This is a genomic window from Limnobacter sp. (genome assembly GCF_046297615.1).
Classification (GTDB): Bacteria; Pseudomonadota; Gammaproteobacteria; order Burkholderiales; family Burkholderiaceae_B; genus Limnobacter.
The window spans coordinates 232,192-248,786 of the sequence record NZ_JBKBHM010000004.1; the positions used below are offsets into that span (position 1 = coordinate 232,192).

The 16,595-nt window shown below is 59.8% G+C and carries 12 protein-coding genes; 2 read left to right on the forward strand and 10 right to left on the reverse strand.

Translation table 11 applies throughout. The features are described 5' to 3' along the window. Positions 1 to 28: 28 nt before the first annotated feature. The gene (locus tag ACK4FF_RS10175) at positions 29 to 1,189 is read left to right on the forward strand and encodes an imelysin family protein (RefSeq protein WP_409708397.1); all 1,161 of its coding nucleotides are present in this window, start codon (positions 29 to 31) and stop codon (positions 1,187 to 1,189) included. Positions 1,190 to 1,192: 3 nt separating this feature from the next. Then, positions 1,193 to 2,605, forward strand: a complete 1,413-nt coding sequence (locus ACK4FF_RS10180) for a di-heme oxidoredictase family protein (RefSeq protein WP_409708401.1) — start codon at positions 1,193 to 1,195, stop codon at positions 2,603 to 2,605. Here the strand turns inward: ACK4FF_RS10180 and ACK4FF_RS10185 are convergent. From ACK4FF_RS10185 to ACK4FF_RS10230, 10 genes are all read right to left on the reverse strand, one after another. Further along, a complete protein-coding gene (locus ACK4FF_RS10185) occupies positions 2,597 to 3,832 on the reverse strand; it encodes a DUF2325 domain-containing protein (protein ID WP_409708404.1) in 1,236 nt (411 codons plus the stop codon). The two genes, ACK4FF_RS10180 and ACK4FF_RS10185, sit on opposite strands and share 9 nt — an antisense overlap. Positions 3,833 to 3,910: 78 nt before the next feature. Further along, on the reverse strand, positions 3,911 to 4,126 hold the full coding sequence (locus tag ACK4FF_RS10190) for a hypothetical protein (RefSeq protein ID WP_409708407.1): 216 nt from the start codon (positions 4,124 to 4,126) through the stop codon (positions 3,911 to 3,913). Beyond that, on the reverse strand, positions 4,116 to 5,201 hold the full coding sequence (locus ACK4FF_RS10195; protein WP_409708410.1) for a PepSY-associated TM helix domain-containing protein: 1,086 nt from the start codon (positions 5,199 to 5,201) through the stop codon (positions 4,116 to 4,118). The genes ACK4FF_RS10190 and ACK4FF_RS10195 overlap by 11 nt, the downstream gene beginning before the upstream one ends. Before the next feature lie 27 nt (positions 5,202 to 5,228). Then, on the reverse strand, positions 5,229 to 7,373 hold the full coding sequence (locus ACK4FF_RS10200; protein ID WP_409708413.1) for a TonB-dependent receptor: 2,145 nt from the start codon (positions 7,371 to 7,373) through the stop codon (positions 5,229 to 5,231). A gap of 114 nt (positions 7,374 to 7,487) precedes the next feature. Next, positions 7,488 to 8,537, reverse strand: a complete 1,050-nt coding sequence (locus ACK4FF_RS10205) for a DUF2218 domain-containing protein (protein WP_409708416.1) — start codon at positions 8,535 to 8,537, stop codon at positions 7,488 to 7,490. Continuing rightward, on the reverse strand, positions 8,534 to 9,691 hold the full coding sequence (locus ACK4FF_RS10210; protein ID WP_409708419.1) for an MFS transporter: 1,158 nt from the start codon (positions 9,689 to 9,691) through the stop codon (positions 8,534 to 8,536). The genes ACK4FF_RS10205 and ACK4FF_RS10210 overlap by 4 nt, the downstream gene beginning before the upstream one ends. Positions 9,692 to 9,765: 74 nt before the next feature. Further along, positions 9,766 to 11,886, reverse strand: a complete 2,121-nt coding sequence (locus ACK4FF_RS10215) for a TonB-dependent receptor (protein WP_409708422.1) — start codon at positions 11,884 to 11,886, stop codon at positions 9,766 to 9,768. An 89-nt stretch (positions 11,887 to 11,975) separates the two neighbouring features. Continuing rightward, on the reverse strand, positions 11,976 to 12,935 hold the full coding sequence (locus ACK4FF_RS10220) for a helix-turn-helix domain-containing protein (RefSeq protein ID WP_409708425.1): 960 nt from the start codon (positions 12,933 to 12,935) through the stop codon (positions 11,976 to 11,978). 55 nt (positions 12,936 to 12,990) lie between these two features. Then, entirely contained in the window at positions 12,991 to 14,001 is a 1,011-nt protein-coding gene (locus ACK4FF_RS10225) for a hypothetical protein (RefSeq protein ID WP_409708428.1), read from the reverse strand. Positions 14,002 to 14,013: 12 nt separating this feature from the next. Beyond that, positions 14,014 to 16,422, reverse strand: coding sequence for a PKD domain-containing protein (locus tag ACK4FF_RS10230; protein WP_409708432.1), 2,409 nt, complete (start codon positions 16,420 to 16,422; stop codon positions 14,014 to 14,016). Positions 16,423 to 16,595 lie beyond the last annotated feature (173 nt).

The window sequence follows — 16,595 nt, forward strand, 5'->3', positions numbered from 1 at the left end:
ACAGGCACTCGCACCGTCGGGCCGACTCGTGAGGGCACTGAACGGGCTGGCCCTCAGCCTGCTGTTGGGATGGACCAGCCCCACTTGGGCCGACACGCGACCGCTCGACTTGCCTCAAGTGCTCAATGGCTACAGCGACCTGGTTCAATTGGGCTACAAAGACACGCTGGACGCCGCTGTGGCCTTGCAAAACCGCATCAATGAATTTCTGAAAACCCCCAGCGCCGAGGGGCTGGAGGCCGCCCGAGTGGCGTGGAAACAGGCCCGGGAATACTACGGACAAACTGAAGCATTCCGCTTTTATGGCGGGCCGATCGACGGTGAAAACGGCCCTGAAGGCCGCATGAATGCTTGGCCGATGGATGAGTCGTATGTGGACTACGTGCAAGGCAAACCCAATGCGGGCCTGATCAACAACCCACGCTTCACCATCAACCGGGCTGCTCTGGTGCGCAGCAACGAACGCGGCGGCGAAGAAAACGTGGCCACCGGCTGGCATGCCATTGAATTTCTGCTGTGGGGCCAGGACCTTCGCGCCGATGGTGCCGGGGACCGACCACACACGGATTACATCAAAGGCCAGGGCAACAATGCGGAACGCCGGGCGCGTTACCTGAAAGAGGTCACTGCCCTCTTGGTGGCTGACCTGACCGCCTTGCACCAAGCCTGGCAGCCTGAACGGCGCAACAACTATCGCCAAAGTTTTGTGCGTGGCGGGCGCGAGTCACTTCGAAAAATCCTGATCGGGCTGGGCGCCCTGTCACGCGGGGAACTGGCCGGTGAACGGTTGGAAGTGGCGATGTTCAGTCAGGATCAAGAAGACGAACAGTCCTGCTTCTCAGACAACACCCACCGTGACGCAGTCAGCGACGCCTTGGGCATGCTCAATGTGTGGACGGGGCACTACCGCACCCGAAGCGGGCAGGCTGTGACGGTGCCCGCAGTGTCTTCCCTGCTGGCGGCAGTCAACCCTGCGCTTGAAGCTCAGGTGCGCAGCACCATGGAAGAATCCGTCGCCTTGGCCAGTGCGATACAAGCGCCCTTTGACCAACAGATCATCGGTGACCCCGAAGGCCCCGGGCCCCAGTCCATCAAACGGCTGATCAACAACCTGACCCGCCAAAGCGACTTGGTGGTGGATGCAGCCCGTGCCTTGGGCATTGAACAACTCAACCTGTCGCAACCCTGAACCATGAAACGACTGCTTGCCCTCGCCCTGCTGGCCTGTTGTGCAGCGGCAACCTCGGGGCCGGACACGTCCGCCGGGGACGCCGAGCGGACAGCGGGCGATGCCACCGTATTCGCCGATGGCAAAAATGCATTTTCATTTCCAGCGGCCAACCTAGACAATGCAGAGCGCACACGCTTTGCCATAGGCAATTCCTTTTTCAAACGCAACTGGGTTCAAGCACCCGCTTCCACCACCGCACGTGACGGGCTTGGGCCACACTTCATCGCGCGGTCATGCGGCGCCTGTCATGCCTTTGATGGTCGCGGGGAACCGCCGTCCATCAAAAACCGCCTGAGCAGTGAACAACCGGTGGACTTGCTGATCCGCCTGTCCATACCCGGCAGCGACCCGACTCTGGGTGTGGTGCCCGAACCCACCTACGGTGACCAATTCAACAACGCCGCGGTGGACGGAGTTAAACCCGAAGGGCAAGTGGCCATCCGCTACGAACCGGTGCATGGGCAATACAAGGACGGTACCCGTTTCACGCTGATGCGCCCGGTGTATTCCTTCAGCCAACTCAATTACGGCCCCATGCACCCGGACACCCGCATCAGCCCGCGCATCGCGCCACAATTGATTGGTGTGGGCCTGTTGGAGGCAATCCCTGATTCGTCTCTGCTGGACAACGTCAACAGCCAGGCCAAGCGCACGGACGGCATCAGTGGTCGACTCAACCGGGTGCACGACGCCTACACGGGCCAGGAACGCTTGGGGCGCTTTGGCTGGAAAGCCAATGTGGCCACGCTGATGCACCAAACGGCTGGCGCATTTGCCGGGGACATCGGCATCACCTCCAGCCTGTTTCCAAAAGAGCCATGTACATCGGTGCAAGCCGACTGTCTGTCCGCACCACGCGGCGGCAAACCGGGGCAACCTGAAATCGACGAGCGCGGGCTGGCTGAGGTGGTGTTTTATCAAGCCACACTCGCCCCCCCGGCCGCAAGGGCAGTGAAGAACCCCGAGGTGGTGCGTGGCCGTGCACTGTTCCATGAAGCCCAGTGCGCTGCCTGCCACCGGCCTTCGTACACCACAGGCCCGGTGCCCTTCCCCACCTTGAGCAGCCACAAACTGGAGAACCAGTTGATTTGGCCATACACCGACCTGTTGCTCCATGACATGGGTGATGGCCTTGCCGATGGCCGCGATGACTTTCTGGCCAACGGTCGCGAATGGAAAACCCCACCGCTGTGGGGCATCGGTTTGATCAAAAGCGTGAATGGACACACACGGCTGTTGCACGACGGACGGGCCAATGGCGTTGAAGAAGCCATCCTGTGGCACGGCGGCGAAGCTGAAGCCAGTCAGTCGCAGTTTCGAAGCCTGAGCAAGGCCGACCGAGCTGCACTGATCAAGTTTGTGGAATCACTGTGACGACGGGGTGACCTGTTGAAGCGCCCGCACCAGTGCTGTGGTGCTGGACTTGCTCAGGTACAGACAGGGTACACCGCGGCGTTTGCAGTGGTCTTTCACCCGAAAGTAAGCCTCATGGCTGACGCAGCCTGCCTGGCATATCACCACATCGGCACTGGATAATCGCGCATCCAGCACAGCCAACCCCTCTTCCTGTCCACCATCGTGATGCAGAAAGCGCCCGCCCTGCTGCTCAACCACCGCCCGGTACTGCGGCACGGCTGAAGGCCGCCCGCCCACGCACAAGATGCAGCGGTTGGCCAGCTCGAGGGGGCACGGCACCATGCGGGATTCAGCCGCGCACGCCATGTCCGACGCTGCATCCAAACGCGCCTGCAAAGACAGAATGATGCGGTCGCGCTCATGAAGCTTCTGATCACATTCACCGCGCATCGCCGACAGGCGGCGCTGCAGACGCTCCATGTCGCGTGCCATGGCCTGCCGTTCATTCACCCACGCCTGCGCATCAACACTGGGCAGCACCGAAGGGCCGGGCTGCACTGCAGCCAACTCCGCCTGAAGGCTGGCCACCACCTTCTGATGTGCGGCATGTGCTGCGGCCAGCTCGGCTTGCACCGCTTGGTAACGTTCAGTCAACACACGCAACCGCTGGCTAAGTTCGTCCTGGGTTTTCTGGCTGGCTTTTAAGGTCTCTTCACGGTCATGGCGTTCGCAACCCGCTTGGTGCTGCAGCATGTGTGCATGGCCCAGCACCAGAAACTCAAGGTCAGCATCGCAACGCGGGTGCGTCAGCACCGACCAGAACAACCCTGCGTAGCCCGACTGGTTCTCATGGCTGCGCCAGTGCTGCACCAAGGCCTCACGCGTCTTGATACTGGCCACAGTTCGCAGGGCCACGGCATAGCGGCGGTCTAATTCGTCTTGAACCTGCTTGCTCAAGGCCGTGCGGCTTTTGCAAGCCACCACCAGCGCGCAGTGCAATTCATAGTCGGTTGATGGGCTGCCCGGCCCCATTTGGCGCGTGACAAATTTGCGAACCCAAGCCATCGGCAAACAAATGCCGACCACGGGGCACTGCGCAGTGGGTGCCAGTTCCCACAAACGGCGGCGTCGGGACCCGCAGGGTTCGGGCTCCCCTTGCAACACAGTGCGGGCCAGAAAAAGTGACTCTGCGGCTTGGCCCAGATAGACCTCGGAGATGAACGGATTCGATTCACGGGTGGGCATGGTGATTTCCAACCTCTCTTGTTAATGATAATCATTATCATTTATTTGAAGTCGGGAATCAAGTCACCCTGCTTGAATTCAGCTACGGTGGGGCGTAGCGCTTTGCTCCGCAGACAGGCGAGCCTGCCGCCAACGCCAAAGCACCAAGGTGCACAGCAGGCCAACGCCACCAAGCCCGCACCACGACAGCCAATCCTGCCAATCATCGCCCAGCAGACCGGCCCCCAAGGCGGCGCTGCTGACCACCGCAGTCACCACGGGGCCAAGCCATACCTGCATCGTGTCATTGCGCATGTCGCGCACCCCGCTTGAACCACAACACCAGCCCAGTGCACAACACCACAAGGCTCATCAGGTTCAGGACTGCCCAGATCCATTTCAAAGGCATTCCCCCGTAATCACCGAAATGCAGGGGGCGGGAAATCTGCAACAGCTTCAGGGTCCACGGCATCTCCATCACCGCGGCCACCGCGCCACTGCGCACATCCACCAGCACAGGCGTCGACAATCGCGCTGTCAACGGGGTTGTGCCACGCATGTACACCCCATAGTGATGGGGGCTGGCAAAGCTGGTGCCCGGGAAGGCGATGAACAGCACCCGCTTGTCGGGCTGCGCTTTGCGCGCTGCTTCCACGGCCCGGTTCAAGGTGCCCTCCACGGGGCTGATCGGGTGGCCGGCATAGGGTTGAACCAACTCGGCCAACGCCGTGCGCTGCCATTGCTTCACCAGCAAATCCGCCACCGCGTTGATAACCCCGGTACCCCCAACCACGAAGAACCACACCAGCGTGACAATGCCCAAGGCATTGTGGGCATCCAGCCACCGCACACGGCTGCCCCGCGAAGGGCGCACCGCCGCGAAACCGGGTTTGCGGGCAAACGGTGCATACACCACCACGCCCGACACCAGAGACAACACCAGCAGAACGCCCATGCCTCCAAGAAACAGCATGCCCGGCAGCCCCATCAGCAGGTCAACGTGAATGGACTCAATCACATTCATCACGCCGCCTTCCAGGCGCAGTTGGCCCAAAGCGTCTCCGCTGCGGGCATCCACAGCCACTTGCTTGATTCCACTTTCGCTGTCCGGTGCAGGGGCCAAGGTGACGTACCACACGCGGTCATCGTCCTGGTCTTGCGACATGAACATGCCGCCTTTGTCGGGGTAGTGGGACACTGCGGTGGCCAGCACATTGTCCAGATTGGCCCGCTGCGTCACACCCGGCAAGTCGGGCACATGAATGGTTTCGCCCAGCCATTCATCCAGCTCGTGTTCGAAGATCAACGGAAAGCCAGTCAGGCTCAACACAATCATGAACACGGTGCAGATGAGGCTGGTCCAGCGGTGTATCCACACCCAGGCTTTCATCGAACCCACAGCCACAAGCTACCCCTGTCAGAAATCCACCGTAGCAGACATGGTCAGCGTGCGTGGCTGGCCCACTGTCAGGTAACCCGCACCGGGAAAGCCACCGGCGGATGCCCAGTAACTTTTGTCCGCCACATTGTCCAAGCGGGCACGCAGCGTCAGCATGCGTGATTGCCCAACTGGCATGGCATAACGCACACCCACATCAAGCCGGTTCCACGAGGGCAGCACTTGAGTGTTGGCGGCATTTGCATACTGGCCCGCCGTATGAATGACACGGCCTTCCAGTGCCATGCCGCGCACCTGTTCCAGGTCCCATTCAGCATTGACATTGAATTGGGCTGGCGGAGAACCAATGCCCTTTTTGCCATTCAGGTCAGTCGACAGAAAACTGGCGCCCCCCAACAGCTTCAAGCGCTGCAACACCACACCATAAGCCGACAGTTCCAAGCCCTGGTTCTCTTGCTCGCCCACTTCACCGTAAGTCAAGCCATTCAAACCATAGACGGGGCGTGTGCTTTGAAACACGCTGGCCGATGCACCCACCTGCCCCAGGTCCCATTTCACACCGGCCTCAACCTGCTCGGTCACATAAGGCTTGAACACCTGTCCACCATTGGTGACCACACCACCGCCCGCAGCCGTAGTCGGCGCGGTTTCGCCCGGCACCAAACCTTCGATGTAATTGGCAAACAGCGAGGTGGTGGGGTTCAACTTGAACACCACGCCGCCGACGGGCGTGACGCGGCTGGAATTGTAGGCACTGGTTTGTGCGCCATTGGCCGAACTGAATGCTTCCTGGCGAATGTCCTGATGACGCAGGCCCAGCGTGAGCAGCAAGCGCTCATCCATGAAGCCCAAGGTATCGGCCACGGCCAAGCTGCGGGTTTCTGTTTTGGTCGTCGGCAACGGGGACGACAGGTTGCCCCCACCCGGGAACAGAATGCTGCCCACCAAAGGGCTGTTCACAGGGCGGTACAGGTTGCTGTTGATTGGGTCCAGGTAAAAGGCAAACGCACTCTTGATGTCCAAAGAAAACGCGCTGACCGAGGTGCTCAGGTTGTGCAACACACCACCGGTCTTGAATTTGAAACGCACCCCAGCCTCACCAGTGCGCACATCGTCCTCGCGGGCGGTGTCAAAACGGAATGCGCTGGTGTTGCCTGCGGTGTCATTGACCGTGGGGTTGGCCGTGCGAGTAGTTTCCTGCGCCTGACGGAAACCCGCCGCCACCCAGCCTGTGGCGGTGTCGTTAAAGTCGTATTCAGCACGCACGGTGGCAAACACGTCTTCGGCGTTGGAGTAGGTCCATGGCTGTGCCACAGAGCGGCTCGCATCGGGTGCGGGCAGTACGGGCACCCCAGCGCCAAAGGTGATGTTGGGCTGGGTGCCCTTGAGCTTGTGGTTCTGGTAGCCCACGTCGGCAGACAAGCGCAGGTCGGCACTGCGGAAATCCATACCCAGCGACGCCAGGTCAAGGCTGCGCTTCTCGCCGTCCACGGGGCTTGCGCCATCGCGCTTGACCACATTGGCGCGGATGCCTTTGCTGCCATCGTCAGAACGGCGGGCGAAATCGCCCGCTGCAAGCACTTCCCCACCGTTTTGAACGCCCAAGGTCAGGCGGTTCAAATCGGTGTTGGGGGCCCTTTTGGGCAACACGTTGATGGCGCCACCCAAACCGCTACCGCCGGGCGCAGCGCCATTCAGAAAGGTGTTGGCACCACGCAGTACCTCAATGCGCTCGACCAATTCTGCGGCGAAGTACTGGCGGGGCAACAGGCCATACAGCCCGTTGTACGACATGTCATCGGAATACACCGGGTAGCCACGAATCAGGTAAAGCTGCTGAAAGTTGCCGAAACCACGAGCCACGCGCACGGCTGGGTCGTTCAGCAACACATCGCCCACGCTGGCGGCCTGCTGGTTTTCAATCAACTCGCTGGTATAGCCGGTCACTGTGAAAGGCGTGTCCATGTTGGACTGGTTGCCCAGCACCCCCACACGGTTGCCTTTGGCCACCTGCCCACCAGCATAGGCTGGCGCAAGGCCTTCGGCAGAGGCGTCTGCACTGGCTGACACTTTCACGTCAGGCAACTGTTCGGTTTGGGCGTGCAAAACTGGGGACAATGCAATGGACAGGGCCAGCACAAGCGGCTTTTGGGGAAACTGCATGGGAAAAACTCCAGAATTCGGATTGGATTTACTGCGAATGATAGTTGTTATTATTTATAATAACCCATCAATCACAGACTGTCCAATTCCCAACGTGGAGCGTGCTCAAGTGAATCAGTCGTGGCCCACCGCATCCCGAGAGCCGCCCCGTTTCCAGAAACAAACCACTTCGGTGTCCTTCACGTGCACGGGCCATGTGGTTTGCTTCAGCAGGCGGTAATGGCCATGTTCGCCACCAAACCACAACAGGTCCGTTTGCCGGGCAGATACCTCGGCATGAATCAGTGCTTGCAGGTCTTCAGGTGACAGGTGTTCGTTCACCGGTGTCACAGGCCAAGGTGAGGTGCCCAAGTATTCCAGCACTGGCCAGCCGTCCGGCACCAAGGCCAACACCTGTGCGTTCAGGTCCGTTTGAAGATTGGCGATGCGCGCCACCGTGGGCAGTGCAGTGCGGTCTGCCACAAAAAGGACCGTGCGACCGGGCTCTGGTGGCAGCCCACCGCCGGGCCCCATGATGCCCAACTCATCTCCAGCCCGGGCTTGAAGGCCCCACTCGAAAACATGGCCGCCGACGTGTTCCATCACATCAATGTCCACTTCCTGAGCGTCGGGCCGCACATCCCTCAAGGTGAAATAGCGAACCACCAGCCTGTACTCCCCCTTGGGCCAGTTCGTCTTCCCATTGGGCGCAACCTCAGGCCAGCGGGCCACCACGTCAGCCTGCAAGGGCACCATCAATTTCACGTGCAGGCCGTCATGCAACAGGCGGGCAGCATCAGGGCTGAGCAACGTCATTCGCAACAGACCGGGTGCAACCCAAAACTTGCGCAACAGGGTCAGCACCTGAAAATTGGGCGGGTGGCTGGCCTGTGCCGACCCATCCGACCACAACAAGGCCTCGGCTTGTTCAGCGTTCAACTCGGCGAGATGCTCCACCACCGCTTCACGAATGAAGTACAGCATGTTGTCGTTGCGGGCCTCTATGGAAAACATCAGTTGTTCCCCTTCACACCGCATGTCCAGGGCATTGCCTTCCAACACCACACGCACCTGGGTATCCGTGTTGATCGCAGGGTTGCGGTGGTCAGCCAGCAAATGCGCTTTCAACGCAGCGAATGCCCGGGCTGCGTCGGGCAATGCGGCCACTGCGGTGATGTGTTTCATACCGCCACCTGTTGTCGGCGTGCAGCGCCCAGAACCACACCGGCCACACTGACCCCACAGGCCAACACCAGAATTCCCGATAACCCCAAGGTATCCAGTTGCTGGGTGGCCAGGCTGTTGATGGTCAATAGCAACACACCCTGCCCCGCGTTGAATGCAGATACTTCACTGGCTGGGTTCGCTTTGTCGACACGCGGATAAAGCAAAGCACTCTCGCACACACTGGCGCCATACACCAAAGCGCCTGCAGAGACCACAAACACCGCGGTCAACCACTGTACAGGCCACACCGGTGCAAGCAGCAAGTACGCCACCGCCAAGCCGACAGACACAAGCCCAATCCAAACAAGCATGGTCAGGCCACCCTGCTTCTCGATCAATGGGCGAATACACAACACCGCCAGCAAACCGCTCAGGTTTCCGAGACAAATGCCCACCAAACCCGACTGTGACACGGTAAAGCCAGCGTCTTTGAGCAGGATGGATTTCATGGCGTAGGGAATGTCAGCACCCATGGTCACCAACAACGTGACTGCAAAAACGAGCACAACACCTGGCCGACGAAACACCGACACATAGCGTTGAAGGGACCAACTTGAAGGCGTCGGGCTGGCATGAAGCCCACGGTCCAGCGATGCCTTGGCCAACAACACAAGCAACACTGCACTGTGCACGGCAGCCAGGCTGAGTACCACCGCGAACCAGCCCAAATGGCCCAAGGCATAGATCAACACACCCCCCAGTGTGAAGCCAGCCAATGCACTGCCCGCTTTTTGCCAGGCCAACACTCTCGGGGTGTCTGATGTCGACACATGTTGCACCGTGATGGCATCCACGGCCATGACTTGTGTGCCCACCAACACAGCCAAGGCCATCAGGCACCCGACAATCTGAACAGTGTCGGTCGCGGGGCTCAGCAAAGCCAGGCCAATCAGCACGGGCACAATCAGGCACTGGGTACCCAACACCCAGGAACGGTAATGGCCCTGCCTTGCCAGCCCCCGGCGGTCCAACAATGGCGCCCACAGAAAACGCGCTACAAAGGGAATGGCGGCCAAAAACACCAGACCGATGTCCTTGGAACTGGCCCCGGCCTCACGCATGAATAGGGGCACGCCGAAGACGATGAACTGCCCGATCAAGGAACTGGACATTGCCAGCATTGCCAACCAGGGTGCAAGCATCGTCGCGTGGTGCTTTGCTGATACAGACGCTGACATCATTTTCCTCAGTCAAAAAAGACGGTCCATGACACGCCCAATTCACGCGGTGCAATCACATCAGCCCCTGCGCCACTGACCAACCGGGTGAACGCGGTTTCATCCAGCGCATTGTTCACAAACACCCTCAGCTGAGAGGACTTCATGCGGTAGCTGACCCCCGCATTCACGATGGTGTAGTCGCCCACTTCAGTACCCGGAGTGTTGTTGAAATCGTTGTAGGCCCGCGCAATGTGATTCACGCGTCCATCCACGGACCAACGCCCCGGCAAGTTCCACAAAGCCCCCACTGAGGCTGTCCATGACGGGTCTTGTCCAAAGCCCTTGCCCTGGGCATTGGGCGTGGCGCTGGCAGCCCGGGTAATCTCCGTGTTCAGAAGCCCCAAGGCAGCGTCAATCCGAATGTCGCGTGTAGCTTGCCATTTGGCATCCAACTCGGCGCCGAAGGAGCGGGCCTCAGTCTGGTTGAATACTTGCAGGCTCAATCGATTGCCCGGCACCACCTCACCATAGAACTGTGGGTTGTCGAACTGGTTGTAAAAAACGGTGAGGCCCAAATCAAGGTTCTTTCTGGCCCGGTTGCGCCATGTGAATTCGCTGGTCCACACCGTCTCGCGGTCATACTGGTAAGCCTGCCCTGTGAAAGCGTTCACTGACACGCCGCCCGGGGTGAATCCGCGCCTGAGGCTTGCCCCCAAGGTGTTGACCTCATCCAGGTCGTGAATCAAACCAATGGAGGGCAAGAGCAACAGCTCATCGGTGTCACGCTCGGTGCGGCCACTGACTGGAGCGGTAGGCGGAGGAAACAGGACCGTGGTGGCAATGGTTCGGGTGTCCGAGAACTGCTGCAAGCGCCCACCCAATTGCAATCGCCAATCATTGCGCAGCGCGTAAGTAAAGTCGGAATACATAGCGAAGGTGTTGGACTTGACATCGATGCTGGCCAGCAACGGAGCCCCAGTGGCGTCGAACTCCTGATCACGTCCCTCATAACCCAAACCCACCAGCCCAGTCCAGGTGCCTGCTGCTTTCACTGTCTGCCCTGCATTGAAACGAATCAGGGCATCCGTTGCAACCTGACTTTCAAAGCCTCCCAAGCGACTGATAAACGTCTGCTGCGGCAAGGGGCTGAATCGGTTGGTGCCCCAACTGCTGACCGTCTCCAAGGTGTTGTCGCCCAAGGCTGTCCATGTTTTGAAAGCCAGCAGGCTGCTTCGGGTGTCAAAGGCGCGAATGGCGGCATTGCTGCGCACGGCACGTTCATCGTAAGGGCGGCCAGTGAGGCTGGGCAACTCCACAAAGTTTCGGGTCTGCGGTGCCTGTCCCTGTTCATGCTCAGCCAACCATTGCCATGCAGTTGATGCCGCGCTGCCGCCATTGAGCTTGGCTCGCAATCGCAGTTGGTCATACTCACTCAGAAACGGGGCATTGCCGCCGACCACTTGACGAGGGTCGTTCCCCTTCGTGGACTCCAGCGTGATGCGGCCGGCCAGCGTGTCACCCATCGGCCCGGACACCATGGCATTGAAATGCTGCGTGGGGTCGCTGATCTCATTGATTCGGATACCCAACTGAGTGGCGGCCTCGAATTGGCGAGTGGGTTCATAAGTGTCCACCACCATGGCCCCGGCAATGCCAGTGCGCCCACGGTTGATCGACTGTGGTCCGCGAAGTACCTCGACCTGCCGGACGTCCCACAGCGAAGAAAAACTGTTGTTGACCAGACTGGGAATGCGCGTCACACCGTCAACCACCAAAGGCAATCGGGACAGTGAACCGGTGATGGCTGCCGAGTTCAAACCACCGGGCCCTCCCCCCTGGACACCGCGCAAAGTGGGTAACTCGCTGGGCCCTTGAACAAATGCGTTGGGGGTACGCGCAATCACAGGGTTCAGCTCGGACCCGGCAGTGAGCACATCGGCTGCAGCTCCGTCCACCACACTGACCCCTTGGGCAATGTCACTCAGGGCACGGCCTGCGCGCTCACCCGATACAACCACCGGCGGAAGGTCGGCAGACTCCTGATCCGGGATGTCTTTGGCCAAAACCGGCTGAGCCCCTAAAAACGCCAGCGCCAGCACCAGCGGTTTGACTTGCCCGGGTATGAACGCGAATTTACTGTAACACATATGAGAATCATTTCTATTACGAAAGACGCTCACTGTATCTCTGCGGCGTGCCAAAGGGAAGCCAAAGAACCGTCTTTCCCTATCAACAATCAGTTATTCAGTATCAACACTGCACTGGGATTGACGCCGAACCGGGCTCGAAACGCGCGGGCAAAGGCCTCTGGCGTGGCATAGCCCACCGCCTTGGCCACCTGATTGACTGGTACCCCGCCCCGAATCAAGGCATGGGCTTGCAACAAGGCCTGATGTCGTATGGCATTCGCAACCGTGCTGTGATGCCCGTCCGCAAACAGCCGGTGCAGCGAGCTGGTGGCCATCAGGCAATGGCGCGCCACATCGCCGGGCTTCAGGCTGATTGTGGGGTTCTGCCGGATGAATTCAAGGGCCTGCTGCAAACGGTCTGATGGCCCACTGGTGGTCGCTTGTTCACCCATCCAATCACGCAAGGGGGCAAGCCGGGACAGGGCCTGCAACAATTCCAAGGCCCAAGCCCATGCAAGCACACGGCTGTCCTCACGGTCAGCCTTCAAGGTCAGGCATCGCTGTGCCAACAAGGCGATGTCCGGGGGCATCGGCATTTGAATCTGGTGCTCCTGCTGACGCAACCGCGTCAAGCCCTTGGCCAGCGCTGGCGCAAACACCTGCAAATGCGCCTCCATCTCGGGCAGAAAAGCGAAAGACACGGTGTCAAAGTCTGCTTGAGGCGGTGCGGCCACACGCCACTCATTGTCTCGATTGCTGCCCAGTACCAGCATGTGTCCGGCTTTGAGCCGAAAGGCCCTGCGCAGGCCTTGGGACTCCTCGGAGGCCGATTGACCTGCGAGCCGCAATTCAATGGTCACTGCAGGGCTCGATTGCACTGAGGCTTTCATGGCGGCAAGTCCGCGCAATGAGCCGGTGCTCAGCAAAAGCCAAGGGCCCACCGCCAGGTTGAGCAATCGGCCCGAGGCAAAATATTGCCGGCCTGAGTCTGCTACGGACACTCGGGCCTGCCTGTCCGTATTGGCCAGGTCGGTCAACTCATGAAGGGTCAGCGGGCGCTTTCTCATCGGGTTCTTGGTGGCTTTGGCACATCAGCCGACCACTATACCCACCCGTGAGGTTTTATGGGCGCGGCACAGGTATTCGGGCCATGCGCGCAGGCACATTCTCGCTGGTGATGACCACCGCGCGGGCATCCGAAGTAAACGCCCCAGCCTCAATCTGTGAATAGTCCGGAAGTCGAAGGGCTTTCGGGCTTCGGCTCAAGGCTTGCTGTATGGTCTCACTGGCCTGCCGCGCATATACGTAACCGTTCATCAAGGTGCCCACGTACACACTGCGGCCATCGGCGCTGATGTCCATCGTGGTGACCCAATTGAAGCTGTTCGGGTTGCCTTCAAAGCCTGCTGGCGCGCGGGGAATGTTGATCGGCCCCAAGTCTTTGAGAACCCCGGGCACTGGCACAGTGCTGTTCAATGGCTTGGCGTTCAATTCAAAAGAAAACAGGCGCGGCTGCGCTTCGCGCTTGCTGATGAGGTAAGCAGTTCGTGTGGCCGAATCGACTGCAATCGACTCCACATCCCGTGGCCGTGCATCCGGAAACACCAACTGGTACACCGCAGTCACATTGACCACATCCGACACGATGCCGTATCGGGCCACTTCAAACTCTGGCTCGGGCATTTGGTACACCGTCACAAACGGCCGCAACGCATTGTTGTCACCCACATCGGCCACCAGAAGCACCGGCTGGCCGTCCAGCACAGCGCTGGTCATGTCTTCCCAATCCAGGTTGGTGACGCCCAAACCCTGCAGGTGAAAGGTGGCCACATGCCCGCCTTGACTGCTCAAGGCATACACCGCCGTGTTGCCTCCGCTGTCGTTGTGAGTCCAGTACATGCCGGGCTTCCGAATGGAACGGGCCAAGCCACTGGACTCGTTGATGGCCTGACCATTGATGATGAATTCCGAGACACCCTCTTCAGGCGTGTCGGTGTTTTCTTGCGGCAAGGCCTGCGCAGCCTGAAACACCCCGGTTGTCGCCACCGTTGCAGGCAACACAGGTGAATCGGTGGTGCAAGCAAACAGCCCGACCAACATGCACCAGGCCCAAAGGCTTGCGGCTGCTTTCATGGTTTACCCCCTTCAACGCGATGGATTGCACGCGGGCAAGGGCACACTGCCCGGCTTGACCCACACGGGCGAACTCACCGCCAAAATGGCTTTGGTGGCGGAATCCCGCACCCGGACGAACAACCAATCCTGCCGGCTGCGCACCGGAATGGACAATTGCGCCACTGGGCCTTGCGCGCTTTTGAACACCCGGTAAGCCTCGCTGTTGTCAGCGTGGGAACTGAGGACTTCAAACACCACTTTGGCAGGGTCAATCGGATTATCTCGACCGGGCCGCCCCGACAACTTCAGTTGCAAATTCACCGATGCGTCTCGGGTTGATATCCGTGAACCCATGGGGTAAGCGCGGCGCGAGTCCGTCACCATCATGTCCAGTTTCAGGTCGTTGAAATTCTGGGCCACAGCGTAGAAACGGCGGGCCAGCAAAGCCTCACGCAGGTCGGCCTGCTGGCGCGTCCGTGCAATCAACACTGTCTTGGGCAAATTGGCTTCGCCCCATTCCGTGCCGTGGTGGTCTTCACTGCCCGCAGCACCCAAGTACCAACCCTTGTCCAAACCATAGGCCAGCCAACTGCCCTTCTTGCCGCCCGTGTCGTACTCATCGCCTTTGCCAAACACCTCAATGCCCACCACCCGGTAATCGGCTGCCGGAATGTAGGCCAGGTCGTTGAACACATACGCTGGGTCCCCGCCCAGCGGGGTTTGGGTCAGCACACTGTGAAGTGCATCTTCACGCCCCGGGTGGTTGAACAGCATCACGCCGTCCTGGCCACCGCCCAGCGCTGCAGGGGTCAAGAACCAGGCCCAAAACGCGTCCATGCTGAGCAGGTAACCCGGGCCTGTTTTAGGGTTGATGTAATGCGTCGAAAACAGCACATTGGCATGTCCAAACCGGTCCGAAGTCCATTCAAAGCCGCGCATCGCCGTGAACGTTGCATGAGTGGCGGCTTGGGCCTGCTTGGCTGTGCTGTCCCATTTCATGAAGTTGGAGGCCAAGTCTTCTGGGTCAGACAAGGCGCAGGCCAAGGGGCTGGTGAGGCAGAACTGCGGATCTTTACCCACAGTCACAGGAATCGGCAACCCCAGGTTGTCCGAATGGTCTGTGCTGATGGCGAAGTCAAACCCTTTCGAGGCCACTCGGGCATACACATCGGCAGGTTTCGTCAACGCAGTGCCATCGGAATAGGCGGTGTGTTCATGCAAAGCCCCCCAGAAATGCGGCCAACTCTCCTGGCTGTCGGGTGTGCAAACCCCTGCGCTGTCCACCACGGGGGTAAGGCCAAGGCCGGGGGTCAAGGGGTTGGCGGGAATGAAATGCTTCAGTGCTGCACCACAGCCCTCCAGTGCAGGGTTACGCAAGCATTGCTGAGGGCTTACTGGGGCATATTTGGGGCGATCGCCCACGCTCACGTCCACCAATCGCGAGTCGGCATCAGCCACTGTGGTTGAGGCATCGCGCACCTGCACACGAAACCTCAAAGGCTGCGCACGGGCCGGGGCCACAAAACGGACAGTCGCACTGGTTTTGTCGCTCAGTTGCACGGCATCGCCACTGTCCTGCGTCCATAGATACTGAATGGGGTTGCCATCAGGGTCAGTGGCTGTGGCGGTCATCACCACCACATCGCCGGTGTACGTGGGTTGTGGGTCGACAGACACAGACTGAATCACCGGGGCGCCATTGCGGGGCGTCGCCTCCTGCTGAACCACCGCAGTGGTGGCTGCACTTCGCGCACCGGCATTGTCGGTCACCACCAACTCAAAGGTGTAGTCGGTGGGGGTTACATTCGCAGGGTCCAATGGCGCGTCAATCGCACAGGTGCGGGGCTCAAGCTCACGTGTTGAGCCTGGGGCCAAGCGGCGCCAGGTGTAAGCAGTCACTTGCCCATCAGGGTCGGTGGAAGCACAGCCATCCAGCCGCACTTGGCGATCAGCGGCGGACACCCTTTGCGGCGCAGTCAGGCGCGCCACCGGCAAACGGTTGGGCAAGGTGTTATTGACGGTGACCGACACCCCATCCTGCAAGGTCTGGCCCAAGTCATTCACCACCGTGACCTTGAAGCTCAATCGGGTTGTTTGCTCCACTTGGGGCAGTTCAACACGAACACTGGCTTGCTCTGCACCATCCGGGAAAGTTGCACGCACGGGCTCGGTATCCGCCTGTGTCCACTGAATGCTGCGCACACTGCGCTCGGCCGTTCTGCGGATGCTGACTGACAATTGAATGGTTGAGCCTTCATCCGCCACCACATCTTCACCGGCATCCACAGCGAACCCATCCACCTCACTGGGCGATGTAGGCGATGGTGAATCCACAGCTTGGCTGCCATTGTCCCCGCTGCCAAATATACACGCCGACAGAAGCAGGCACAGCGCAGCGCACAGCACCACTGGCTTGAGGGGGGATTGACGGTGGAACATGGCCTTGGTTCTCCAGAAAAGCCCGATTGCAGACTTCCTTCAGGCTTGCCTGCTACTGGCGGGCCTGCGCGCCGTAGTCGAACAAAACCACCAAATGACAAGGCATCAAACTGCAACAATCCAAGCCACCCACCACGTAACCCGGCCCGTAAAACGCCTGCAACACAGGCCTG